General features: G+C 67.5%; 20 protein-coding genes. 9 read left to right on the top strand and 11 right to left on the bottom strand.

All coding sequences use genetic code 11. The features are described 5' to 3' along the window. Positions 1-76: 76 nt before the first annotated feature. The 4 genes from AC1Z3W_RS10800 to AC1Z3W_RS10785 all read left to right on the top strand — a co-directional run bounded on the left by AC1Z3W_RS10800 (position 77) and on the right by AC1Z3W_RS10785 (position 7,840). Positions 77-3,496 carry a transglutaminase family protein gene (locus AC1Z3W_RS10800; protein ID WP_124835731.1) on the top strand — a complete coding sequence of 1,140 codons (3,420 nt, stop codon included), beginning with the start codon at positions 77-79 and terminating at the stop codon, positions 3,494-3,496. A gap of 221 nt (positions 3,497-3,717) precedes the next feature. Further along, positions 3,718-6,324, top strand: coding sequence for a circularly permuted type 2 ATP-grasp protein (locus AC1Z3W_RS10795; RefSeq protein ID WP_124835732.1), 2,607 nt, complete (start codon positions 3,718-3,720; stop codon positions 6,322-6,324). Then, positions 6,318-7,385 (top strand): transglutaminase family protein, encoded by a 1,068-nt coding sequence (locus tag AC1Z3W_RS10790; protein ID WP_057930055.1) that lies wholly within the window; start codon positions 6,318-6,320, stop codon positions 7,383-7,385. Before AC1Z3W_RS10795 ends, AC1Z3W_RS10790 begins: the two co-directional genes overlap by 7 nt. Positions 7,386-7,567: 182 nt before the next feature. Next, on the top strand, positions 7,568-7,840 hold the full coding sequence (locus tag AC1Z3W_RS10785) for a hypothetical protein (RefSeq protein WP_483507567.1): 273 nt from the start codon (positions 7,568-7,570) through the stop codon (positions 7,838-7,840). A 70-nt stretch (positions 7,841-7,910) separates the two neighbouring features. On the opposite strand, the gene pip is transcribed toward AC1Z3W_RS10785, so the two are convergent. Both pip and AC1Z3W_RS10775 read right to left on the bottom strand, forming a co-directional pair. Continuing rightward, positions 7,911-8,843: a prolyl aminopeptidase gene (pip, locus tag AC1Z3W_RS10780; protein WP_483507566.1), complete on the bottom strand. Its 933-nt coding sequence runs from the start codon at positions 8,841-8,843 to the stop codon at positions 7,911-7,913. A 155-nt stretch (positions 8,844-8,998) separates the two neighbouring features. Further along, a complete protein-coding gene (locus AC1Z3W_RS10775) occupies positions 8,999-9,193 on the bottom strand; it encodes a hypothetical protein (RefSeq protein ID WP_124835727.1) in 195 nt (64 codons plus the stop codon). On the opposite strand from AC1Z3W_RS10775, the gene AC1Z3W_RS10770 reads away from it, so the two are divergent. Then, the gene (locus AC1Z3W_RS10770) at positions 9,185-10,336 is read left to right on the top strand and encodes an acyltransferase family protein (RefSeq protein WP_483507565.1); all 1,152 of its coding nucleotides are present in this window, start codon (positions 9,185-9,187) and stop codon (positions 10,334-10,336) included. The genes AC1Z3W_RS10775 and AC1Z3W_RS10770 overlap by 9 nt on opposite strands. 29 nt (positions 10,337-10,365) lie before the next feature. Here the strand turns inward: AC1Z3W_RS10770 and AC1Z3W_RS10765 are convergent, their stop codons facing one another. Both AC1Z3W_RS10765 and AC1Z3W_RS10760 read right to left on the bottom strand, forming a co-directional pair. After that, positions 10,366-11,190, bottom strand: coding sequence for a PA3715 family protein (locus tag AC1Z3W_RS10765; RefSeq protein WP_483507564.1), 825 nt, complete (start codon positions 11,188-11,190; stop codon positions 10,366-10,368). Further along, positions 11,187-12,011: an AraC family transcriptional regulator gene (locus tag AC1Z3W_RS10760; RefSeq protein WP_057930051.1), complete on the bottom strand. Its 825-nt coding sequence runs from the start codon at positions 12,009-12,011 to the stop codon at positions 11,187-11,189. The genes AC1Z3W_RS10765 and AC1Z3W_RS10760 overlap by 4 nt, the downstream gene beginning before the upstream one ends. A gap of 295 nt (positions 12,012-12,306) precedes the next feature. On the opposite strand from AC1Z3W_RS10760, the gene AC1Z3W_RS10755 reads away from it, so the two are divergent. Genes AC1Z3W_RS10755 through AC1Z3W_RS10745 form a run of 3 tightly spaced genes read left to right on the top strand, consistent with a single transcriptional unit; the run spans position 12,307 to position 15,524 of the window. Beyond that, a complete protein-coding gene (locus AC1Z3W_RS10755; RefSeq protein ID WP_483507563.1) occupies positions 12,307-13,245 on the top strand; it encodes a PhzF family phenazine biosynthesis protein in 939 nt (312 codons plus the stop codon). After that, positions 13,242-14,156: an ornithine cyclodeaminase family protein gene (locus AC1Z3W_RS10750; RefSeq protein ID WP_124835722.1), complete on the top strand. Its 915-nt coding sequence runs from the start codon at positions 13,242-13,244 to the stop codon at positions 14,154-14,156. The genes AC1Z3W_RS10755 and AC1Z3W_RS10750 overlap by 4 nt, the downstream gene beginning before the upstream one ends. A 51-nt stretch (positions 14,157-14,207) precedes the next feature. Further along, entirely contained in the window at positions 14,208-15,524 is a 1,317-nt protein-coding gene (locus tag AC1Z3W_RS10745; RefSeq protein WP_057930048.1) for a dicarboxylate/amino acid:cation symporter, read from the top strand. A 274-nt stretch (positions 15,525-15,798) separates the two neighbouring features. Here AC1Z3W_RS10745 and AC1Z3W_RS10740 read toward each other — a convergent pair whose 3' ends face one another. Genes AC1Z3W_RS10740 through AC1Z3W_RS10710 form a run of 7 tightly spaced genes read right to left on the bottom strand, consistent with a single transcriptional unit; the run spans position 15,799 to position 23,026 of the window. Beyond that, positions 15,799-16,863, bottom strand: coding sequence for a 2-aminoethylphosphonate aminotransferase (locus AC1Z3W_RS10740; RefSeq protein WP_483507562.1), 1,065 nt, complete (start codon positions 16,861-16,863; stop codon positions 15,799-15,801). Continuing rightward, positions 16,863-18,059: a phosphonopyruvate decarboxylase gene (aepY, locus tag AC1Z3W_RS10735; protein ID WP_124835720.1), complete on the bottom strand. Its 1,197-nt coding sequence runs from the start codon at positions 18,057-18,059 to the stop codon at positions 16,863-16,865. Before aepY ends, AC1Z3W_RS10740 begins: the two co-directional genes overlap by 1 nt. Continuing rightward, positions 18,056-19,741, bottom strand: a complete 1,686-nt coding sequence (gene aepX, locus AC1Z3W_RS10730) for a phosphoenolpyruvate mutase (protein ID WP_483507561.1) — start codon at positions 19,739-19,741, stop codon at positions 18,056-18,058. The genes aepY and aepX overlap by 4 nt, the downstream gene beginning before the upstream one ends. Beyond that, entirely contained in the window at positions 19,738-20,505 is a 768-nt protein-coding gene (locus tag AC1Z3W_RS10725) for a phosphocholine cytidylyltransferase family protein (protein WP_057930044.1), read from the bottom strand. The genes aepX and AC1Z3W_RS10725 overlap by 4 nt, the downstream gene beginning before the upstream one ends. Before the next feature lie 36 nt (positions 20,506-20,541). After that, on the bottom strand, positions 20,542-21,543 hold the full coding sequence (locus tag AC1Z3W_RS10720) for an HpnL family protein (RefSeq protein WP_057930043.1): 1,002 nt from the start codon (positions 21,541-21,543) through the stop codon (positions 20,542-20,544). Further along, the gene (locus AC1Z3W_RS10715) at positions 21,540-22,349 is read right to left on the bottom strand and encodes a HalD/BesD family halogenase (protein WP_057930042.1); all 810 of its coding nucleotides are present in this window, start codon (positions 22,347-22,349) and stop codon (positions 21,540-21,542) included. The genes AC1Z3W_RS10720 and AC1Z3W_RS10715 overlap by 4 nt, the downstream gene beginning before the upstream one ends. Beyond that, on the bottom strand, positions 22,346-23,026 hold the full coding sequence (locus tag AC1Z3W_RS10710) for a CDP-alcohol phosphatidyltransferase family protein (RefSeq protein ID WP_057930041.1): 681 nt from the start codon (positions 23,024-23,026) through the stop codon (positions 22,346-22,348). Before AC1Z3W_RS10710 ends, AC1Z3W_RS10715 begins: the two co-directional genes overlap by 4 nt. Before the next feature lie 643 nt (positions 23,027-23,669). Here AC1Z3W_RS10710 and scpC point away from each other — a divergent pair. Further along, complete coding sequence (scpC, locus tag AC1Z3W_RS10705; RefSeq protein ID WP_057930040.1) at positions 23,670-25,184, top strand: succinyl-CoA:acetate CoA-transferase ScpC; 1,515 nt, start codon at positions 23,670-23,672, stop codon at positions 25,182-25,184. Positions 25,185-25,216 lie beyond the last annotated feature (32 nt).

Raw genomic sequence — 25,216 nt, 5'->3', positions numbered from 1 at the left:
CCCGCCGTGCCGTGCCGCCGCAACGACGGCGACGCGGCGCGTGCGGCCGGCTCAACCCGAACCGAGCGGCTCTCCCATGCCCATTCACGTCGCGCTGCATCACACCACCCGCTACCGCTACGACCGGCCCGTCAACCTCGGGCCGCAGATCGTGCGGCTGCGGCCCGCGCCGCACTGCCGGACGCCGATTGTCTCGTATTCGATGACGGTCGAGCCCGCGCAGCACTTCATCAACTGGCAGCAGGACCCGTTCTCGAACTATCTCGCGCGACTCGTGTTTCCGGAGCGCACCGAACACTTCGAGGTCACGATCGATCTCGTCGCCGAGATGTCGGTATACAACCCGTTCGACTTCTTTCTCGAAGCGAGCGCGGAGCAATACCCGTTCAGCTATGACGATGCGCAGAAGACCGAACTCGCGCCGTATCTCGCATGCGATCCGCAGACGACCGCCGCGCCGCTGTTCCGCGCGTATCTCGACAGCGTCGACCTCACGCCGGCCGGCACCGTGAACTTCCTCGTCGCGCTGAACCAGCAGTTGCAGCGCGATATCGGCTATCTCGTGCGGATGGAGCCGGGCGTGCAGACGCCCGAGCAGACGCTCGAGCTTGCGTCCGGGTCGTGCCGCGACAGCGCGTGGCTGCTCGTGCAGCTGTGCCGGCATCTCGGCATCGCCGCGCGCTTCGTGTCCGGCTACCTGATCCAGCTCACGCCCGACGTGAAGGCGCTCGACGGCCCGAGCGGCACGTCGGTCGACTTCACCGACCTGCACGCGTGGTGCGAAGTCTATCTGCCGGGCGCGGGCTGGATCGGCTTCGATCCGACCTCGGGCCTGCTCGCCGGCGAAGGGCATATCCCGCTCGCGTGCACGCCGCAGCCCACCAGCGCCGCGCCGGTCGAAGGGCTGATCGACGAATGCGAAGTCGCGTTCGAGCACGAGATGGCGGTGACGCGCGTGTATGAGTCGCCGCGCGTGACGAAGCCGTATACGGAGTCGCAATGGGATGCCGTGCGCACGCTCGGCGCACAGGTCGACGGCGCGCTGACGGGCGGCGACGTGCGGCTGACGCAAGGCGGCGAGCCGACCTTCGTGTCGATCGACGATCGCGACGGCGCCGAATGGAACACCGATGCACTCGGCCCGACCAAGCGCGGCTACGCGACCGAACTCGTGCAGCGGCTGCGCGCCGAATACGGCGAAGGCGGCTTCCTGCATTTCGGGCAGGGCAAGTGGTATCCGGGCGAGCAGTTGCCGCGCTGGGCGCTGTCGATCTGCTGGCGCGCCGACGGCCAGCCCGTATGGCACGATCCGTCGCTGTTCGCCGACGAGCGCGAGCCGTCCGAGCATACGACCGACGACGCGAAGCGCTTCATCGATGCGCTGGCCGCGCGCCTCGGCCTGACCGACGAATTCGTGCGGCCCGGCTACGAGGACGTCTGGTACTACCTGTGGCGCGAGCGCCGGCTGCCCGTCAACGTCGATCCGTTCGACTCGCGCCTCGACGACGAGCTCGAACGCGCGCGGCTGCGCAAGGTGTTCGACCAGCGGCTCGACAGCGTGGTCGGCTACGTGCTGCCGATCAAGCGCACGGACGATGTGCCGGGGCTCGACGGCCCGCGCTGGCAGACGGGCCCGTGGTTCTTCCGCGACGAGCGGATGTACCTCATGCCCGGCGATTCGCCGATGGGCTATCGGCTGCCGCTCGATTCGCTGCCGTGGGTGACCGGCGCCGACTATCCGTACCTGGTCGAGCGCGATCCGTTCGCGCCGCGCACCGCGCTGCCGGATGCCGCCGCGTTCCGTGCGCATTACGCGGGCACGGCCGACGCGCCGCGTTATCTGGCCGGCGTGCATCGCGAAGCGTCGGCGCAAGCCGTCATGCAGTGGCGCAGCGACGGCACCGCGGCGGGCGAACAGCACGCGCACGCCGTGCCGGACCTGAAGCGCCGCCCCGAGCGCTTTGAATCGGCCGCGTGGATCACGCGCACCGCGCTGTGCGTCGAAGTGCGCAACGGCGTCCTGTACCTGTTCACGCCGCCGCTGGCCGAGCTCGAGGATTATCTCGACCTGCTCGCCGCGATCGAGCTGACCGCGCAGGCGCTCGGCGTGAAGCTCGTGCTCGAAGGCTATCCGCCGCCGCGCGACGCGCGGCTCAAGCTGCTGCAGGTCACGCCCGATCCTGGCGTGATCGAGGTGAACATCCATCCGGCCCGGAGCTTCGACGAACTCGTCGACCAGACGGAATTCCTGTACGACGCCGCGTGGCAGTCGCGTCTGTCGAGCGAGAAGTTCATGGTCGACGGCCGGCACGTCGGCACGGGCGGCGGCAACCACTTCGTGCTCGGCGGCGCGACGCCGGCCGACAGCCCGTTCCTGCGCCGCCCGGACCTGCTCGCGAGCCTGGTCGCTTACTGGCACAACCACCCGTCGCTGTCGTACCTGTTCTCCGGGCTGTTCATCGGGCCGACGAGCCAGGCGCCGCGCGTCGACGAGGCGCGCAACGACCAGCTCTACGAGCTCGACATCGCGTTCGCCGAAATCCAGCGCAACAAGCTGCTGTTCGGGCAGGACATGCCGCCATGGCTCGTCGACCGCGTGCTGCGCAACCTGCTGATCGACGTGACCGGCAACACGCACCGCAGCGAGTTCTGCATCGACAAGCTGTATTCGCCCGACTCGTCGACCGGCCGGCTCGGCCTGCTCGAACTGCGCGCGTTCGAGATGCCGCCGCATGCGCGGATGAGCATCGTGCAGCAACTGCTGCTGCGTGCGCTGGTCGCCCGCTTCTGGGCCGCCCCGTACACGACGCCGCTCACGCGCTGGGGCACCGCGCTGCATGATCGCTTCATGCTGCCCGCGTTCCTGAAGATGGATTTCGACGACGTGCTGGCCGAGCTGCGCGACGCCGGGTTCGGGTTCGATCCGGCCTGGTTCGCGCCGCACTTCGAGTTCCGCTTCCCGCTGTTTGGCCAGATCGCGGTGAACGGGATGCAGCTGTCGCTGCGCGGCGCGCTGGAGCCGTGGCACGTGATGGGCGAGGAGGGCGCGCCCGGCGGCACGGTGCGCTATGTCGATTCGTCGGTCGAACGGCTCGAAGTGCGCGTGACCGGTCTGAACGACAACCGGCACGTCGTGACCGTCAACGGTCGCGCGCTGCCGCTGCAGCCGACCGGCACCGTCGGCGAATACGTCGCGGGCGTGCGCTACAAGGCGTGGGCGCCGCCGTCGGCGCTGCATCCGACCATCGGCGTGCATGCGCCGCTCACGTTCGACATCGTCGATACGTGGCTGCAGCGCTCGCTCGGCGGCTGTCGCTATCACGTCGCGCATCCGGGCGGGCGCAACTATGCGACGTTCCCCGTCAATGCGTACGAGGCCGAGAGCCGCCGGCTCGCGCGCTTCGTCGCGATGGGGCACACGCCGGGGCGGATGACGGTATCGGCCGCCGCGCCGAGCCGTGAATTCCCGTTCACGCTCGACCTGCGACGGCCCTGATCGTCGGATGAAAGGACGGACGACGATGTGCGGTTCGCGACCTCCCGGCGCGCCCGCCGGAGTGCTAGGATGCGGGCAGACCGCGGCCGCCCGCCGCGTCTGCCGCGTCTGCCATGCCTGGCCGCCGGTGCGGCGGCGCGCGGGCGTGGCTGCCCTTTGACGACGGAACGATACCGACCGTGCCGCCCATTCACCCCGACGATCTCGCCGACGCCGACGCGATGCCCACGCTCTTCGATACCGGCGCGCAGCCGGACGCCGCGGAACTGGCCGCCGCGCTCGCGGCGCCGTCCGCGGCAGGCCGCTACGACGAACTGCGCGGCAGCGCCGCCGGCCTCACGGCGCCGCTGCTCGCGCCCGCCTGGCGCAGCTTCTTCACGTCGATCGGCAGCGACGGCGTGGCCGACCTCGACCGCCGCGCCGACGCGCTGCAGCGGCGCATGCGCGAGAACGGCCTGTTCTACCAGCTCCACGAGCAACGCGCGGGCGACGGCGCGGCCGGCCCGTGGTCGCTCGACCTGCTGCCGCTGATCGTCACGCCCGAGGACTGGGTCGCGATCGAGCGCGGCGTGCTGCAGCGCGTGCGGCTGCTCAATGCGACGCTGGCCGACCTGTACGGGCCGCAGACGATCCTCGAGCGCGGGCTGCTGCCGCCCGCGCTCGTCACCGGCCACCCGGGCTACCTGCGTGCAATGCGCGGCGCACGCGTGCCGGGCGATACGTGGCTGCACGTCGTCGCGTTCGATCTCGCGCGCGGCCCCGACGGGCAATGGCGGATCGTCGCGCAGCACATGCAGGGCGCGGCCGGCCTCGGCTATCTGCTCGAGAACCGGCTGATCGTGTCGCGGCTCTTTCCGCGCGGCTTCCGCGGGCTGCGCGTGCAGCGGCTCGCGTCCGCGTACCGGTCGCTGCTGGAGAGCATGCAGGCGCTCAGCCCGGCCTCGAAGAATTCGCGGATCGTGCTGCTGACGCCGGGGCCGCACAGCGCGACGTACTTCGAGCATGCGTATCTCGCACGCTACCTCGGCCTCACGCTCGTCGAGGGCGGCGACCTGACCGCGCGCGACAACCGCGTATTCCTGAAGACGCTGAGCGGGCTCGAACCCGTGCACGGGATCCTGCGGCGCGTTGACGACGCGTGGCTCGATCCGCTCGAACTGCGGCCCGATTCGATGCTCGGCGTGCCGGGGTTGCTGCAGGCCGTGCGCGCGGGCAACGTGCTGCTCGCGAACGCGCCGGGTTCGAGCTTCCTCGAATCGCCGGGCGTGCTCGGCTTCATGCCGCGCCTCGCGGAAGCGCTGCTCGGCGAAACGCTGACGCTGCCGGCCGTGCATTCGTGGTGGTGCGGCGAGGCGGCCGCGTGCGCGGATGCGCTGCCGCAACTCGCGCGCAGCATCGTGAAGCCGTCGTATCCGCCCGACGTGCAGGCGGGCGGCGCGTTCGATCCGGTGATCGGCGCGCGCCTCACGCCGGCGCAGCTGGCCGAGTGGCGTGCGCGCATCCTTGCCCGGCCCGAGCATTACACGGTGCAGGCCGACCTGCCGCTGTCGCAGGCGCCGACCTGGCCGGGGCGCGACGCGCCCGATGGCAGCGGCGGCGCGCGCATCGTGCCGAAACCGCTGCTGCTGCGCGTGTTCGCGCTCGCCGACGGCGCGCAGCGCTGGCGGCTCCTGCCGGGCGGACTGTCGCGGGTCGGCACGCGCGATACGCTGTTCAATGCGCCGATGCCGCGTGGCGGCAGCACCGTCGATACGTGGGTGATGACCGAAGGCATCGTCGATTCGACGACGCTGCTGCAAACGCATCTCGGCCCCGACGATCTCGTCGAGCGCCCGCGCGCGATCGCGAGCCGCGCGGCCGAGAACCTGTTCTGGCTCGGCCGCTACACCGAGCGCGCGAACGGCCTGATGCGTCTCGCGCGTGCCGCGCTCGAGCGGCTGCGCGGCGAGGACGACGTCGACAGTCCCGCGCATCTGGAGCTGATCGACACGCTCTGTCGCGATACGGGCCTGATCGCCCCCGATGCGCCGAACGCGGTCGATGCGCCGCGTGCGTTCCAGCACACGCTCGCGACGTCGCTGACGCGCGGCGCGGACCGCACGTCCGGCATCGCCTCCTGCCTGTTCGGGATGCGCGCCGCCGCCGCCGCGATTCGCGAGCGGCTGTCGAGCGAACAATGGCGGCTGATCGACGACGCGACGCAGCTGTTCGCCGATAGCGCGAGCCATCCGGAAGCCGAGGAGCAGATCGGCAACGAGGCGCTGCAGTTGCTGGAGCGGCTGGCGCTGCTGCTCGGCGCGATCACCGGCGCGCAGACCGACAACATGACGCGCGACGACGGCTGGCGGCTGCTGTCGATCGGCAGGCAGATCGACCGGCTGGACTTCCTGTGCAGCGTGCTGAAGTTCGCGTTCGACGAGGGCGCCGTGCACCGGCAGGACGGCTTCGAACTCGTGCTGGAACTGTTCGACAGCACGATCACGTTCCGCTCGCGTTTCCAGCGCGGCTTCGACGTCGCGCCGCTGCTGTCGCTTGTGGTGCTCGACACCGACAACCCGCGCTCGCTCGGCTGGGTCGTGCAGGCGCTGCGCGGCCGGCTGACGAAGGTCGAGCGCAGCGAAGGCTATGCGCTGTCCGAACTGGCCGAGACGATTCCGGACGTGCCCACGTGGTCGCTGCACGAACTGTGCGAAACCGGCGACGACGGCCGCCACGACAAGCTGCTCGATGCGCTCGACACGACCGTGAAAGCGGTATGGGACTTGTCGAACCGGATCGGCGAGCGTTATTTCAGTCACGTACGCGAGGCGGGCAGGACGCTATGGTGACGACGAAACATGCGGCGAAGACGTCGCCCACGCCGGGTTCCGGCAGCGCGAAGGAGGCAGCGGCGGCTACGCCTGCAACCCCTGCAACCCCGACCACGTCGACTGTTGCCGCGCCCGGCCGCCTGCTGCGGGTGACGCACGATACGGAATACCGCTACGCGGCACGCGTCGAATCCGCGCAGCACCAGGCGCGGCTGCAGCCGCTCGCGACGCCGCGCCAGCAGGTGTTGTCGTTCGCACTCGACATCGAGCCTGCACCGGAAGCGGTCGGCACCGAGATCGACGCGTTCGGCAACGCACGCGCATCGTTCGCGCTGAACCAGCCTCACGATGCGCTGCTCGTGCGCAGCCGCAGCACGGTGCGCGTGAGCCCGCCCGTATGGTCGCAGGGCGCGCGCGGTGCGCCGCCGCCCGCGATCGCGAATCCCGACGCCGAACACGCAACGGCGTGGGAAGCCGTACGCGAGCGCTTGCGGTTTCGCGCGGGGCAGCCGTACGACGCGGCGAGCGAGTTCGTGTTCGCATCGCCGCATGTGGCGTGCGATCCCGAACTGGCCGCGTATGCGGCCGCGAGCTTCACGCCGCGGCGGCCGCTCGTGCAGGCCGCGTGGGACTTGATGCGGCGAGTCCACGCCGATTTCGCGTATACGCCGAACAGCACCGACATCACGACGTCCGCGCTCGATGCATTGCGATTGCGCAAGGGCGTCTGCCAGGATTTCGCGCACGTGATGATCGGCGCGCTGCGCTCGCTCGGGCTCGCCGCGCGCTACGTGAGCGGCTATCTGCTGACGCAGCCGCCGCCCGGGCAGCCGCGGCTGATCGGCGCGGATGCGTCGCATGCGTGGGTCGACGTGTACGACCCGGCATGGCCCGAGGACGACGGCTGGCTGCAGCTCGATCCGACCAACGACCGTGCGCCGGGCGACGATTACGTGATGCTGTCGATCGGCCGCGACTATGCGGACGTGACGCCGCTGCGCGGCGTGATTCGCGGCGGCGGCGCGGATCAGGAGCTGAAGGTCGGCGTGACGGTCGAGCCGCTCGACGATGCGTCGTGATACGGCGTGATCGGCCTCAAGCGCCGCATGCCGGCCGTTTAAGTCTTCGTTAATACTGCCCGCCTAGCATGGTGATGCCGGCGAACGGACCGGACCGCGGTCCGGCGGCGGCACGCGCGGGTGCGTCGACGTCATGGCGCCGCGCCGTCGCGCGCAGCCATACCCATGCAACGGCGGCAAACATGATCAAGACCTTCGACTACACGCTCGGCAACGAGACGATCGCGCTTTGCGCGAGCTTCGGCGCAGGCCCGGCGTTTCGCCGTGTGCTCGTGAGCCGTGCGGATTCGATGGAGACGCTCGTGGTGCTCGACGCGCGCGGCCTGTCGGGCCTGCTGAAGGTGGCCACCGAGGAGCCGGAAGGGTTGCTCGACGATGCGATCCGCAAGGTCGGGGACGAACAGCTCGTCGAGCGGGCGATCAGCGGCCGGACGATCGTCGAAGCCGCGCTTTGAGCTTGCGGCGCGTGCAGGCCGGCATGGCCGGCTGCAGCGCGCCGCGTCATATTGTGCCGCGCGGTGCCGCCTACGCAGCGAACCGGTCGGTCGCCGCAAGCAGCGCCTTCAGGATGCCCGGTTCGTTGTACGCGTGCCCGGCGTCCGGCACGATCTCGAACGTCGCGTCCGGCCAGGCTTTCGCGAGATCCCACGCGGTGCGTGCGGGCGTCGCGACGTCGTAGCGGCCCTGCACGATTACACCCGGAATGCCGGCGAGGCGATGCGCGTCGCGCAGCAACTGGCCTTCGTCGACGAACCCGCGATTCACGAAGTAGTGGTTTTCGATCCGCGCGAACGCGAGCGCGTAGTGGCCGTCCGCGAAGTGCGCGGCCAGCGCCGGATCGGGCAGCAGCGTGATCGTGCGGCCTTCCCAGATGCTCCACGCACGCGCGGCTTCGAGCTTCGCGGCTTCGTCGTCGCCCGTCAGCCGGCGATGGTACGCGGCCATCAGGTCGTCGCGCTCCGCTTCCGGAATCGGTGCGAGAAATGCTTCCCACAGGTCGGGAAACAGCCACGATGCGCCTTCCTGGTAGTACCACAGCAATTCCGCGCGACGCATCGTGAAGATGCCGCGCACGACGAGCGCGCTCACGCGTTGCGGATGCGTTTCCGCGTACGCGAGGGCGAGCGCGCTGCCCCACGAGCCGCCGAACACGAGCCACTGTTCCGCGCCCACCATCTCGCGCAGCCGTTCGATGTCGGCCACCAGGTCCCAGGTCGTGTTGTTGTCGAGGCTTGCATGCGGCGTCGAGCGCCCGCAGCCGCGCTGATCGAACAGCAGGATGTCGTAACGCTCGGGATCGAACAGGCGGCGATGGTCGGGGCTGCAACCCGCGCCCGGACCGCCGTGCAGGAACACCGCGGGCTTGCCGGACGGGGTGCCGCAGCGCTCCCAGTAGATGCGGTGGCCGTCGCCGGTGTCGAGGTGGCCGTGGGCGTAGGGTTCGATCGGTGGGTACACAGGCTGGCTCCGGGTGAGGGTCGACGGGAGGGCGGACGAGGCACGGGCCAGGATGCGGACGGCGGCGCCGGGATCGCGGATAGTGCGGCGCCGCAAGATTCGTTGTGCCTGCATCGGGCCGGCCGCTGCCGGACAAGGCTTGTCATTATGCCCATTCATCCGGGCCGCTGCGCGCCGGCCGGCGCCCGGGCGCGCGGCGCGGCGTGCCGGCCGGCATGCGCACCGGATTTTTTAGACAATTTCATTCCGATATTTTTCAGACAAAATCCCGGCGGCAGATCGGCGCTGCGGATGAGGGCGTCGGTCTGCCATCCCTTCACCGTGCCAACGGAAACCAGCCGATGAACCATCGCGTCAAGCAGCTGACCGGGTTGCGCGCCGTCGCGGTCACGATGGTCGTCGTCGGCCATGCGGAGCACGTGCTGCCGGGCGGCTACACCGGCTGGTTCGCGCCGCTGCGGCTGATCGCCGACGGCCGGCTCGGCGTGCTGATCTTCTTCGTCCTCAGCGGGTTCCTGATCACCAACGTGCTGCGCGCGGAGTTCGCACGCACCGGCGGGATCGCGCTGACCTCGTTCTACGTGCGCCGCGCGCTGCGGATCTGGCCGGCCTGCTACATGTATCTCGCGACCGTCGGCGTCCTTGCCGTCGCCGGCTGGCTCGACGTCGATCGGCGCCAGTGGCTGTATGCGGCGCTGCATCTATGGAATTACTCGGCGTGGTTCGGGTTGGCCGGCGACAACGTGGCGCATCCGGACGGCGCGTGGTATCTCGGCCACTTCTGGTCGCTCGCGCTCGAGGAACAGTTCTACTGGTTCTGGCCGCTGCTGTTCGTGTACGGCATGCGCCGCGCCGGCACGCGCTGGCTGGCCGCGCTGATCCTGATCGTGCCGCTGGTGCGCGCGCTGACGTATTTCGTCGCGCCGGCGCTGCGCGGGCAGCTCGGGATGATGCTGCACACGGGCGTCGATCCGATCCTGATCGGCTGCTACGCGGCGCTCAACCGCGAACGGCTCGAGACGTGGATCGGCTCGTGGCGCGGCGAGACGCGTATCGTGACGGCGCTCGTCTTCATCGTGCTGTTCGGGATGCCGCTCGCCGAACATCGGCTCGGCGGGTTCTGGAATGCCACCTACGGCGTGACGCTCGAGGCCGCGCTGATCGCGATCGTGATCGTCGTGCTGAATTTCCGCAGCGAGTTCTGGTGCGCGCGCTGGCTGCGGGCCGCGCCGGTCGTGTTCGTCGGCACGATTTCGTTCAGCCTGTATTTGTGGCAGCAGCCGTTCGCGAATCCCGATCTGCCGGTCGCGCATGTGTTTCCGCTCGGCATCGTTTGGGCGCTGCTGGCGGCGACGGCGAGCTACTTCCTGATCGAGAAGCCGTTCCTGCGGCTGAAGGATCGGTATACGGCGCGGGAGACGCGGCGTGTGCGCGACGATGGGCTGCGGATGCCGACGTCAGGCGATGCGATTGGGGCGAAGGTGGTGGAGTAGGCGGGTGGGGCGTGATCCGTCCGCCGGCTTCACTTGAGTCGCTTTAGCGCCTCAGGCGAATACCAGAAGGTCCGGAACATATCGATCCCGTACGACTTGCCGTCGTATGTGACGACCGCGCGCGCGATTCGCTGGCCCGTATCCGAGTAGTCGCCGTCCTTGCGTTGCGTCTTCGTGATGTGTGCCGTGATCGACAGGTCGGCGAAGCCGTGGCTCGATGATTTCTCGACCGCGATCGTCATCTTTGCCGCTTCGCTGCGGGCATCGCCGACGCCGGGGCCGCAGGCTTCGCCTTCAACGCTGACCCAGCCGTACAGGTTGGTGCCGAACACCGGGCGGATACGGTTGCCTTCGCGTACCCACAGCGTCAACTCGTCGCTTGCGTTCGCATCAGGGCAGCTCGGCCCACGCGCGCTGCTCGTGAACACGACGCCGAACGCGCGCACGTCGGGCGACAGCCGGTATGGCGCGGTATCGATGCGATAGCTGTCCGGGCCGACTTCCGTGATGGCGTCTTCCTCGACGATCGTCCGCTCGGCCGCCACGACCTTCCCACCTTCGACAAGTGCTACGACTTGCAGCTTCGTGCTTTCGTCCGGGTTCCTGCTCTTCGGCAGCGAATCGAACGCGACGGCCGCGATCGTCGTTTCCGGCGCGTTCGGCATGGCCTTGCACGCCGATGCGACGACGAGCCGGTCGGCGTCGCGCATGGCGATGCGGGCGCTTGCGATGCCGGCCCAGCGGGCGATGGCCGTGACGGTCGCGTCACCGCAAGGCTGGCTGTCGGCGGCCTGAGCGGCGGAGGCGGTGGCGAGCGCCAGCAGTGGGGCGAAGCGCAGGACTCTCGTCGTCACGTCTTGAAGGATCGCGGTAGCGCCTGTCCGTGCTTCCGGAACAGGCGGGCGAGATAGGACGGTGAATCGAGACCGACCGCTGCCGCCGCCATGACGACCGTCATGCCGGGGGATTGCAACAGCAGCGACGCGTGGCGCACACGTTGCCGCGATTGGTAGTCGACGATGGATTCGCCCGTGACGTCGCGAAACATGCGCGTCAACGTGCGCCGCGACAGGCCGAACTCGTAGGCGATGCGATCGAGTCCGATCGATTGATCGAGTGTCGAGTCGAGAAAGGCCCGAATATCTTTCACGAGTTCATGGCGAGCGTCGGCGGCCGTCAATGGACGATGGCCCGAGATCAACCCAGCCTCGACGCACGTGGCCGCCAACATCTTGTTGGCCAGCTCCCGACGATAGGCCGCGAGTTCGCCGACGTCGCGCTGACCTGTGTCGGTGGCGAGACGCACCGCGTTGAGCAGCGCCAATGGCGCAGACCAGATGGATATCTTCGCGCACGACAGACGCCTTTGCGCCTTGCGCTCGCAGTACGCGACGAAATCGCTCGCCACATAGACGGCGACGTGTTCCTGCTGCGTCAGATAGCCGTGCGTGTCGTGCAGGCGCCGCGGCGGCACCACGACAAACGACATCGGCGCCACGCGCAAAGGCGAGGCGTTCGATTCGACGTTCAGGATCAGTTGGCCCGTGCGCGGCAGCAAAAACATGTACTCGTCATGTTCGTGGGGCTGCGTGCGGTAATCGCCGATCGAAACCTGCCGAACATCGGCAATGCGATCTTCGGACAAGTGGGTACTGGCGGTCGGATAGTGCTTCACGAAATGACCCTTGGGCGCAGCATGCGGTGGGTAGCCGCCATATGTGGCGGGACTTGTGGGCCGCTGTATCAATGGGATGTCCCAGTATAGCGTTTCAAACTTCCGTGCACGTAACCGGGGCACGCACGCCCCAGGCCCAGCCCTGTTCTCAGGGAAAACACGGGTGTGCGCGAACTCCCGCGCGACGGGCCAAACGCGCAATTGGCCTGATTGTGCGCATGTCGTGGCCCGACAGGCGGCGAAACATTGCTTCCCCTTCGGCATGCTGGCGTCACTTACACGCTGGAGCCCGTTCATGTCGGTTGAAAACGCCCCTTCCTTGTTACCTCGCTCACCCAACGCCAAGTTCGAGTCGCGTCCTCACGGGGGCCTCTATTTCGTGCGCGTCTTTCCCGCAGGGCGAGGCGGCGGCAACCCCGCACCCGTCGTGCTGGATGCCGATGCCATGTCTGCGGACGAGATGATGGCGATTGCCGCGAGCTACGGTCACGAGAGTGCATTCGTGTGCGCGCCGCGCAACACGGGCAACACGTATCGCCTGCGCTTCTTCGTCCCCCGGCACGAGATGGAGATGTGCGGTCATGCGACGCTCGGCGCATTGTGGCTTCTGCGGAGGCTTGGCCGCTGGACGTCCCGCGTCGCGACACTCGAAACGTTGAGCGGCATCGTCGACGCACGCTTTGACGAAAGCACGCAATCCATCGAAGCGAGCCAGCCCAAAGGCATCGTGCAACCGATCGAAGACGCGCGGCTGCACGCCGCGATATGCGATGTGCTGCGCATCGATGCTGACGATCTGGATGCTCTCGGCATTGTCAACGCCACGACGAGCCGGACCAAGACGCTGATACCGATGCGCTCGGTACAGCGACTTCAGGCGCTCACGCCGTCCTTCGACAAGGTGCAGGCGTTATGTGACGCGCTCGGATCGACCGGCCTCTATCCGTTTGCCGTCGAGCGCACACGGCCTCTCGAGGTGCACGCGCGGCAGTTTCCGCGCTCGTCCGGATATCCCGAAGATGCGGCGACGGGCATCGCCGGGGCAGCGACCCTCTACGGTGCGCTGCACTACGGTCTGCTCGCGCATGGCGCGTCGGGCATGACCGTGCATCAAGGGTACGCGATGGGCAAGCCGTCCAGCATCCGGGTCGAAATGCGAGACCCCGACAACGCCGACGCGGGCTGCTGGATCGGCGGAGCAGTCGAAAGCATGATGCTGGAGCCGCAGCAATGAAGATCTTGACCAACGACCAGATCGCGGCAGTGCTCGACATGCGCTTGGCATCGGACGCCATTCGCGCTGCCTATCTCGACCTGCAAAACGGCGCGGCGGCCGTTCAGCCTCGCGCACGCATCGGCTTGTCCGACGTGAAGTTCAGCGCAATGAGCGCAATGCTGGGCATTGCCAAGGTCGCGGCGATAAAGATGTACACGACGCTCGATGGCCAATTCCGCTTTTACATCGCGTTGTTTTCGCTCGTCGATGGTGCGCTCCTCGCGATGCTCGAAGGCGATGCGATCACGGGCGTGCGCACGGCCGCGACCACCGCGCTTGCAGCCCGACATCTGGCGCGTCCGGAGAGCCGAAGCCTTGGACTGTTCGGCAGCGGAGTGCAGGCGCGGGCTCATGCAGAGGCCTTGGCTGAACGAACCGGATTGCGCGAAGTGCTGATTCACAGCCGCGATGCCGCAACCGCGGAGGCACTTGCCGACAGCCTCGGGCATCGGTTCGGTCTCGACGTATCGGTGGTCGATGCCGAAGCGTGCGCCGCCGCCGACATCGTCGTCGTCGCAACGCGTGCATCCGAACCGGTCATACGCGGCGAATGGCTACGACCGGGCGCATTCGTCGCGAGTATCGGCGCGACGCGTCCCGATCAACGCGAGCTCGACGACGCATCGTTGCTCGCGGCCTCTCGCATCGTCGTGGACTGGACGCAGCAGACGCCATTCGAAACGGGCGATCTGCTGCGTCCGTCGCGTGAACTGATCGAGAGCAGGACGTTGGTGGATCTTTCGTCCGTCATCGGCGCCGATGAGCATCGCGCCCGGGACGCCACCGACATCGTGATCTACAAGGCAGTCGGCATCGCCCTGCAGGACGCGGCCGTTGCGCATATGGCTTACATGCGGCTTGGCGCCTGACCTGCCACCTCACATCAATGTCGTTTGTCAACGACACGCTTGGAGACACTCATGAAATTTCCTCTTGCTGCGCGCATTGTTGTCGGGATGATGCTCGGCATCGCAACCGGCGTTGCCTGTCATGCGATGCTGCCCGACGCGGAAGCGGCCAATCAGGTCGGCGGCTATTTCTCGCTTCTCGCCGACGTGTTTCTACGCCTGGTCAAGATGATCATTGCGCCGCTTGTGTTCTGCTCGCTCGTCATCGGTGTGACGAAGATAGGCGATGTCCGCGCGGTGGGCCGCATCGGGCTCAGGACGCTGGGCTGGTTTCTCTTCGCGTCTTTCATCTCGCTCGCGCTGGGCGCGCTGATCGCCAACTGGCTGAAGCCCGGCAGCGCGCTTAACTTGCCGTTGCCCGCGATAAACGCCTCGACCGGGCTGAGTACGAGTGGGCTGTCGCCCAAGGAATTCGTAGTGCATCTCGTGCCTAGCAGCATTGTGGGGGCGATGGCAAACAACGAAATCCTGCAGATCGTGGTGTTCGCGGCCTTCTTCAGCGTCGGGCTTACGACGCTTGGCGACAAGGCGCAACTCGTCATTCGCATGCTCGAGCAGGTTTCTCACGTCATGCTGAAAGTGACAGGCTATGTGATGGCGCTCGCGCCGTTCGCGGTGTTCGGCGCGATCGCGAACGTCGTGACGACACGCGGTGCGTCGGTGCTCGTCACTTTTGGCCGGTTCATGGGCGAATTCTACGGAAGCCTGATCGTGCTATGGCTTCTGATGGTATTGGCGGGTGCCGTGTTGTTCGGGCGCAGGGTATTTTCGCTGGTGCGTTTCATGCGCGTGCCGATGCTGATCGGCTTCAGTACGGCCAGCAGCGAGTCCGTTTATCCGAAGATGCTGGAACAACTGGTCCGTTTCGGTGTTCCCGAACGTATCGCGAGCTTCGTATTGCCCATCGGCTACTCGTTCAATCTCGATGGCACGATGATGTACTGCACCTTTGCCACGCTGTTCATCGCACAGGCGTATGGCGTTCATCTGTCGTTCGTGCAGCAGTTGTCGATGCTTGCCATCCTGATGCTGACCAGCAAAGGCATGGCCGGAGTGCCGCGTGCATCTCTGGTCGTCATCGCCGCGACGCTGGGCCAGTTCAATATCCCCGAGGCCGGGCTGCTCCTTATCATCGGCGTCGATCATTTTCTGGACATGGGACGTACCGCGACCAACGTGCTTGGGAATGCGGTCGCCTCGGCCGCCGTCGCGAAATGGGAAAACGTGCTTGCGCCGTCGTTGCCCGCGGTCGTTTCGGTTGATGATGCCGGTGGACATCGCAAGGACGAGATTCGTTCGGATGACGAAGCGGCCATTGCGGGAGTGTGACGCGAGTTGTCCATGACTGCAGCCCATGCGGTCGAACGTGAATCGGGATTGTCATCCGCGCAAACCGTACCGCCGGTCTTTATCGCCGGCGATGAGGTTTCGGTGCTTGAGCCACTTGGCACAACGGTTGGCACAACGGTCGACGATTCAAGCGCAAAGGCGAGCGGCCGAACATGGCGGCGGGTGCCGACACTGGATTCCGTGTTGCCGAGAAATGTTCGAAGAACAAAAAAAGGCCCTCGCGGGCCTTTCGTCGACGAAGGTGGGGCAGCGCTTACTGCGTCAGCGCCGTAAACCCGTCAAGCAACCGATCGACATCGGCCGCTTGGATCGCGCCCATCGTCGAAATCCGGAACAGCTCCTTCGACAACCCGCCTTGGCCCGCGTAGATTACAAAGCCACGCGCCTTCAGCCCGTCATGCAGCGTCTCATACGTGACACCTTGCGGCAGCCGATACGCGCGCAGCACGACCGACGACGCGCCTTCCGGCAGCACCAGCGGCATTCCACGCGCGGCGAGGCCGGCCTGTGCCTGATCGGCGAGCGCCTTGTAATGCGCATGCCGCGCACGCCAGCCGCCAGCTTCATCAAACTCACGCAGCGCCTCGACGAGCGCATAGTACGCGTGCACGGAAGGCGTAAACGGCGTATTCCGCTGATCCTGCAGCTTTGCGAGACGGCCGAGATCGAGGTAGTAAGTACGGCTCGCGGCCTTCGCGAGCGTGCTGCGGCGCACGATCACGAACGCCGCGCCCGGCACGCCGTGCAGGCACTTGTTCGCGGTCGCGGCGACCGCGTCGATCACGCCACCGGCAAAGTCGATCGCTTCCGCGCCGAAGCTGCTCACACCATCAACGAGCATCTTCACGCCGCGCGCACGGCACACCTCGGCGATCGCACCGAGATCATTCAACCGGCCCGTCGTCGTTTCATGATGAATCACCGCGACGTGCGAGTAGCCGCCCGCGTCGAGGCGCGCGGCGATCTGCGCAAGATCGGGCGCCTGCATCCACTCATGCTTCAGCACGTCGTGCGCGATCCCGTACTGCGTCGCGATCTGCGTGATGCGCTCGCCGTACACGCCGTTCTCGATCACGAGCAGCTTGCCGTCCTGCGGCACGAGCGCCGCGATCATACTTTCGACGGCGGCGGTGCCCGAGCCCGTCATCAGCACGGCGGCCCATTCAGCCGGATCGAGCGCATACGCGGCGACGAGGCGCGCACGCGCTTCATCCTGCAGATCGAAGAATTCGCTTTCGCGATGGCACAGGTCGGGTTGCAGCAAGCTGCGGCGCACGCGTTCGGTCAGCGTGACGGGGCCGGGGTTCAGCAGCAGCATCAATGGGCTCCTTCAACGTGGGCTTCGGCCTGTGCGGCGCCGATATGGCGCATCAGGCGGGTCTTGACCTCGACCGGCGTCACGGTCGGGCGGGGCAGGCCGTCGGGCACGCCCGTGCGGATCGCAACGCGCACGAACTGCGTACCGGATGGCCGGACCCCGTCCGCCTGCGCGGCGAGCGTCGCATCGAGCACGTCGAGCGTGTCGCCTTCGACGGCCGACGCATAGCCGCATGCAGCCGCGACGCCCGCGAACGACACATGCTGCGACACGGTCGCCTGGCCGCCCGTCGATTCGTGCGCGCCGTTGTCGAGCAGCACGTGCGTGAGGTTGGACGGACCGTAGGTGCCGAGCGTCGCGAACACGCCCATGCGCATCAGCGCGGCGCCGTCGCCGTCGACGGCCACCACGCGCAGGTCGGGGCGCGCGAGCGCGAGACCCAGCGCGAGCGGCGTCACGCAGCCCATCGAGCCGACCATGTACAGCTGGTTCGGACGATCGTCGATCGCATAGAGTTCGCGGCCGCAGAAGCCGGTCGACGCGAGCACGACGGTCGAGTCGACCGGCGTGTGCGCGATCACGCGCTGCAGCGCGTCGTGGCGCGTCGGCCACGCGGCGGGCAATTCGGCGCGCGCCGACGACTGCGCGGCGACATGCGCGCGCGGCGTCGCCGCCGGGTTCGCCTTCAGTTCATACGGCGCGACGCTGCCTTTCTGCATCACGAGCGCGTACGGGCGGCCCGTCGCGTCCATGTGCGCGATCGCGCGGTCGAGTGCCGGGCCGACCTGTTCGGGGTCGGTCGGGAACGTCTCCCACGGGATCTCCATCGTGTCGAGCATCGCGGGCGTGATCGGGCCCATCAGCGCGTGCTGCGGCTCGTCGGCGACTCCCGGCTGGCCGCGCCACGTGACGATCAGCAGCTGCGGCAGCCGGAACGTCCAGGTCAGCGACGTGAGCGGGCTCACCGCGTTGCCGAGCCCCGAGTTCTGCATCATCGCAATGCCGCGCTTGCCGCCGAGCGTCGCGCCCGCGATCAGCGCGACCGCGTCGCCTTCGTTTGCGGCCGACACGTAATTCAGTGTTGGGTCCTGCAGCACGTAATTGATGAACGGCGTCAGGTACGAGCAGGGCACGCCCGCGTACCAGTCGAAACCGCGCTCGCGCGCGGCCTCGACGAACTGGGCCGCTTCGATCATTGCGCGCCCCCGTTGCCGGCACTCGGTTCGGACAGCGGCGTCTGGCCGTGCGCGAAGTCGCCCGCGCGGCGGAAGTCTTCGAGATCGTTGACGCCGCGCCAGTGGCCGTGCACGTACTGCACCTCGATCTTCTCGCCGGCGGCGATCAGTTCGTTGAGCAGCGACGGGATGTCGAGCGTGTCGAAGTCGGGACGCGCCTGCAGCGTGGCGAGCATCGCTTTCAGGCGGTCGACGCCTGCGCCGCGCACGTTCAGCAGACCGATCCAGCGGCCGTGCGGCGTGCCCGCGGCGACGTCGCTCGACACGCGTTGCAGATAGGTTTTCTGGCCGAACAGGCCGCGATCGTCTTCAGCCGAGCAGAGCGCGAAATCGCGCACGCTCTGGTTGGTTTCCGTGAGCGACGAATCGACCACCACGCTGAACTCGGCCTCGCTCTCCGCGAGGTCGCGCACGATGTAGCTGCGGAACAGCAGGTCGCCGTACGAGATCACAGTGTCGCCGGTCAGGCGTTCGGCCGCGCACGCGAGCGATGCGAGCTCGCCCGTCTGTGCATGGCGCTCGTTGACGACGAGCTTGATGCCCGACGTGTCGATCGCGTCGGCGCGATAGCCGCCGACCACGGTGATGTCGTTCACGCCGTGCGTCTTGAAGCCGTCGACGAGCCAGCGCAGCAGCGGCTTGCCGGCGACCGGCAGCATGACCTTCGGCTTGTCTTCGGTGACGGCCTCGAGGCCCTTGCCGCGGCTCGCGGCGAGCACGATCGCGGCGTTCGACGCGCGCGACGACGACGACAGGTAGATGCGCTCGGCCGCCGAGTATTCGTCGGCGTCCTGCAGGCGGAAGATCTCGTTGACCGATGCAACGCGGTCCTCGACGTTGATCAGCGTTTCGCTCTCGTAGATCTCGCGCGCGGTCGCCTGCATCGCGGATGCCGATGCGCGGATCAGGTGATTCGCCCAGATCACGGTGCTGATGCCGGCCTGGCGGAACACGTCGGTCGGCGTGCTGTAGTACTTGGTCGGCACGATCACGAGCGGCGCCTTGCCGCTCCATTCACGCGCGAACTGCAGAATCTCGTCCGGGCGCGACAGCTTGCTGTGGATCAGGATCGCGTCGGCGCCGGCTTCCGCATACGCGTTCGCGCGGCGCAGCGCCTCGTCCATCCCCCAGCCCGCGATCAGCGCCTCGACGCGCGCGACGATCGAGAAGTCGGGATCGCTTTGCGAATCCTTGCCGGCCTTGATCTTGCCGCAGAACTCGTCGATCTCGGCGAGCGGCTGGCGCTCGCCGCCGATGAAGCTGTTGGTCTTCGGGAACTGCTTGTCCTCGATGCACACGCCGGCGATGCCGCGCTGCTCGAGCTTCTTCACCAGGCGGCGCACGTTGTTGAAGTTGCCGTAGCCGGTATCGCCGTCGAGCAGGATCGGCAGGTCGCTCGCGTCGGCCATGAACTCGAGCACGTCGACGACTTGCGTCCAGCTCGCTTCGTTGTTGTCGCGCACGCCGAACTGCGCGGAAATCGCGAGGCCCGAGGCCCAGATCCCCTTGAAGCCCGCTTCGCGGACGATGCGCGCCGACAGGCCGTTGTGCGCTTCCATCAGGAATTCGAGATCGCTGCTGACGAGCATGCGGCGCAGGCGTGCGCTGCGCGATTCGGAGAAGTTGGGTTCGCGTGCGTTCATCGCGCGGCTCCTGCGGTAGTGCGTTGAATCAGGGGGAGAATGTCTTGCGTGGCGCGTGCGACGTCGTTCGGGAAGTCGATCTCGATCCACGGCGAACCGGTGACGTCGGCGACGTCGAACGAGTGGCCGCCTTCGAGCAGCAGGTCGCGCACGGCTTCCTCGTGCGGCATGTTCGCGCGGCCGCTGTCGACGTAGCCCGCGACGATCGTCGCGAGGCGGCGCGCGGTGCCTTCGGTGAAGCGGAAGAAGCCGACCGATTCGCCGATCGTGTCGTAGTCGAGGTCGACCGCGAGCTGCTTGCGCAGCTCGACCGGCACGCCGTTCTTCAGGCACAGCTTGACGGGCTCGTCGCCGGCCTCGAAGTCGCGGTCGATCAGCAGGCGGTCGACCGCCTTGTCGGAATCGGCCACCAGCGCATGCAGGATGTTCTCGTCGTACAGCACGTCGGCGTCCATCAGCAGCACGTCGCCGCCGCGCGTCATCGCATCGGCGACGGTGTGCACGGTCAGCACGCTGCCGAGGTCGTAGCGCTCGTTCAGCACGATCTCGGCGGTGCGGCCGAGGCGCTTCAATTCCTGTTCGACCTTCTCGGACTGGAAGCCGAGCCCGAGCACGATTTCATCGACGCCTGCGGCGTCGAGCACGCGCAGATGGCGCTCGAGCAGCGACACGTCGTCGAAGCGCAGCAGGCACTTCGGGAATTGCGCCTCGGGCGGTTGTTGCAGGCGCAAGCCGAGGCCTGCCGCAAGAATGATGGCTCGCATGGGTTCTCCAACCAAAAAGCCGGCGGATCTGAACGATCAGTCGGCGAGCGGCTGCGGCGCACGGCGCCGCTGCCAGTTTCTTTCACTGAAATGCAGATAGAGCAGGCCGGGCAGGCCGAGCGCGAGTTCGCGCGCGCGCTTCGCGAGCGACAGCGCGAGCGCCGCGTCGGGCGGCAGGCCGACCAGCGGGGCGAGCAGCAGGTAACCGCCTTCCTGTGCGCCGAGCGAGCCCGGGATCGCGAACGCCGCACCGCGAATCGCCTGGCCGACGCTCTCGAGCAGCAGCGCGTCGAGCCAGCTGACCGGGTGCCCGAGGAAGTGCAGCGCGAGCCACACTTCGGCGGTGCCGACGATCCAGCCGACGAGGCTCAATGCGAAGGTCTTCGCGACCTTCGCGCGATCGCGGTACAGCGCGCCGACCGCGTCGTCGATCGCATCCGCGCGGGTCGCGAGCGACGACCAGTCGCGCGGGCCCAGCAGCTTCGACGCGAGACGCATCCCGCGGCCGAACAGCCCGCGCCGCTGTGCCGCGTAGAACGCGACGGCGAGGGCGCCGAGCACGCCGGTGGCGATCAGCGCCGGTGTGCGCAGGTGAGCGACCGAATCGTGCGTCGCATAGAGGCTGAACGTGGCGATGCCGATCAACGCGAACGCCATCTGCGCGAGCGCCTGCATCGTCGTGCTGACGGTGACCGCGGCGGCCGCATCGGCCATTCGCGTGCCGCGCTGCGCGAGGTGGCGCACCATCAGCACCGGGCCGCCGATCTGCCCGGCGGGCAGCAGGCTGTTCACCGATTCGCCGACCCAGCGCGCACGCAGCGCGTTGCCGAGCTCGGCGCCCGGCTGGCCGCGGCGGAACATCACGGAGATCGCCAGCGCGTCGATGACGAGCGGCACGACGTGGAACGCCGCGACGAGCGCGAGGCCCCAGCCGGCCGCGAGGAACGTCGACGCGACCGCGCCGACACCCTGCCACGCGAGCAGGGCGACGAAGAGTGCCGTTCCGAGGGACAGCAGGATCAGGCCGGCGCGTGTCATGACCCGGTCGACCGTCGCGTGGCCAGCTGCTTGAACACCTGGCGGAAACCGAAATACGCGATCGCGTCCTTCATGTTCGAGATGAAGCGTTTCCACGGCCGCATGCCGGGGTTGGTCACGTATTCGAAAGTCAGCGACACGCGCGTCTCGTTCTGGCCGAGCGGCGTGATCCGATGACGCAGCTTGTCGCCGTCGAACAGCACGATGCCGCCGTCGGCGATCTGCACGGAGCCCGGTTCGTCGGGCACGTCCGGATTGCGCGTATGCAGCTCGTAGTCGAGCCGGCACGACGAATCGTCGATCACGCCGATCAGCAGCGTGTAGCGGCGGCCGTCGTAGTACGACGTGTCGTAGTGCCAGCCGATGTGGTCGCCCGGCTTCGTGTAGTAGTACAGCGCGTACGCATGCGGATCGTTGTCCGGCGACACCATCAGCTTGTCGCCGGTGATCTTCTCGAGGAAGCCGATCAGCGCCTTCGAGCGGTACAGCTCGGCGATGTACGGCGCCTGCTCGTCGATCGTGTGCCGGCTCACGCTGCCGCCCTGCTTGTGGCCGGGCAGGTAGTTGCGGTTCAGGCCGGCCTGCATCGCGCGGGCGGCGGCCGCGAGCTTCGCGTGCGCATCGGCCGGCAGGAATTCGTCGAGGTACAGGAACGACCCCTGGCGCGTGTAGTCGCCGCGCAGGCGGTCGAGGTCGAGACGGCCGACGCGGTCGGCCACGGCGCGATCGGGTTCGGCCGCTGCCGCGCGCGCAGGCGCGGGGCGTGCCGGGCTCAGCACGGAGTCGTCGCGCGTGCTAGGAGTCATTTGGAAGCCTGGATTTCGGTTGAGTTCTGCTGGAGGTTGCCGCGGCGGACGATGCGCCACCAGTCGATCACGACCCATGCGGCGAACAGCGGCGCGCCGATCGACGCCGCGAGCAGGAACGGCTGGACGCCGTCGACGAGCGTCACGATGGGCAGCAGGTAGAGCACGTCTTCCGTCTCGAAGCCGCCGGCGAATGCCTGCTTGGTGCCGGCCTTGCCCGCGATCGACTCGATCCGCATGCGCAGGAAGAAGATCAGCGCGACGGCCGCACCGGCCACCGCGCCGAGCAGCACCGGCGACGCGGCCATCTGGCCGCCTTGGGCGACGATGCCGAGGCCCATGCTGACGAACAGCGCGACCGTCACGAGCGCGTCGGCCGCCAGGTCGTAAAAGTGACCGATCTTGCTCGACTTGCCGCTGATGCGCGCGAGTTCGCCGTCGGTGTGGTCGACGAAGTTCGACAGCACGATCAGGAATGCGCCCGCGTTGCTCCAGCCGAAGCCGCCTTGCGCCAAGCACCAGGCACCGGCGAGGCCGATCAGCAGGCGAAGGGTAGTGAGGTGATTCGGGGTGACCGGCGTGTCGATCAGCGGTCGGACGAGCGCACGCGCCAGCCGCGCATCCCAGGTGCGTGGCAGGGGGGGCTCGGAACGTGTTGCGGTTTTTCTTTGGTCCATCGGCGAAATATATACGGATTTGTAATTTGTTGCTTTTTATTCGACCAATGTCCTGACATGCGGGAGTGTTACCGCGTATTCCGGACCTCGGCCGGTTGCGAACCGGATGCGCGAAGCGGGCGTTCGCGCGCGCGGGCCATACCTGATCCAGTGTGGTTCGCATGGCGCGGCTGTCAAGGGCGAACGGGCCTCGCACGCGGGTCGGCGGCGATTCGCGCGCGCGTTGCCGGGTTGATGTGCATCAGGCACTAAAAGGCGGTGTCGGGCGACAATTGGCCGCGGTGATCGCCGGTCGGCCATTGCATGGGATTCCCTGCGTTCACACGATGAATCCGGAAGGGTATCGGTCGATTGACGTTAAGCCATTCGTAATCCGCGCGCGGCAAATCGGCCATTTGCTTTCGCATGCCTTTCGCGTGCATTCGGAACGGCTCACGCGTCTGTCATAGAACGGCCGTTCGATACCCGGCGCATTCAGTAAGTATCTTTTGCACCCGGCGGACATTTCGCGGCGATGGCCTCTGCGATACTCGGGCCGTGCCCGTGGTGCCGGGCCGCCCCTCGCGGCCCCAAGGGCTTTGCGTCGCTCAGGAGACACCCCCCGCGACGTCAACGACAGACCAAAAGCGTCAGATATATAGCCATGTCTTCTTCACGCATCCTCGCTCCCGCCCTGCGTTCGCTCGTCCGCACTGCCGACGAAGCTGCCGCGCTGATCCGTCCCGGCATGACCGTCGCGATGAGCGGCTTCACCGGCTCGGGCTATCCGAAGGCCGTGCCGGCCGCGCTCGCCGCCCACATCGACGCCGCCCACGCGCGCGGCGAGGACTTCCGGGTCAACGTGCTGACGGGCGCATCGACCGCGCCGGAACTCGACGGCGCGCTCGCCCGCACCAACGGCATCTCGATGCGCCTGCCGTACCAGTCCGACCCGACGCTGCGCGACAAGATCAACAACGGCGAAGTCGACTACCAGGACGTCCACCTGAGCCACGTCGCGCAATATGCATGGTTCGGGCTGTACGGCGACCTCGACGTCGCGATCGTCGAAGTCGCGGGCATCCGCGAGGACGGTCTGCTGATTCCGTCCGCATCGATCGGCAACAACAAGACGTGGCTCGAGCAGGCGAAGCACGTGATCCTCGAAGTCAACTCGCGCCAGCCGCTCGGCCTCGACGGGATGCACGACGTCTACTACGGCACGGCGCTGCCGCCGCACCGCAAGCCGATTCCGCTGACGAAAAGCGACGACCGGATCGGCGAGCCGTACCTGCGCTGTCCGGTCGACAAGATCGTCGCGATCGTCGAGACCGACGCGCCGGACCGCAGCAACGCGTTCTCCGCGCCGGACGCGACGTCGAAGCAGATCGCGCATCAGCTGATCGACTTCCTGCGCCACGAAGTGAAGCGCGGCCGCCTGCCGGAAAACCTGCTGCCGCTGCAGTCGGGCGTCGGCAACATCACGAACGCGGTGCTCGCGGAACTGAGCTCGGCCGGTTTCTCGAACCTGACCGCGTACACCGAAGTGATCCAGGACGGCATGCTCGACCTGCTCGACGACGGTACGCTCAGCTTCGCGTCGGCCACGGCGCTGTCGTTGAGCCCGGCCGCGGTGCAGCGCTTCGCCGACGAGATCGCGACGTTCCGCGAAAAGATCCTGCTGCGCCCGCAGGAGATCAGCAACCATCCGGAACTCGTGCGCCGCCTCGGCTGCATCGCGATGAACGGGATGATCGAGGCCGATATCTACGGCAACGTGAACTCGACGCACGTGATGGGCACGAAGATCCAGAACGGCATCGGCGGCTCGGGCGACTTCGCGCGCAACGGCTACCTGTCGTGCTTCATGTCGGCCAGCACCGCGAAGGGCGGCGCGATCTCGCGGATCGTGCCGATGGCGAGCCACGTCGACCATACCGAGCACGACGTCGCGGTGGTCGTCACCGAGCAGGGGCTCGCCGACCTGCGCGGCCTGTCGCCGAAGCAGCGCGCGCGCAAGATCATCGCGACCTGCGCGCATCCGGACTACCGTCCGATGCTCGAGGACTACTTCGAGCGTGCATCGCGGGAGAGCTTCGGCAAGCACACGCCGCACCTGCTCGCCGAGGCGCTGTCGTGGCACGAGCGCTACGTGCGCACCGGGACGATGAAGGCCTGACGTTGCGGCCCGCGACGCGCGTATGCCCGTCG

Source organism: Burkholderia sp. 10_S31 (genome assembly GCF_056930375.1).
Note: the sequence above shows the minus strand (reverse complement) of the source record. Positions and strands in the feature narration are given on the sequence as shown.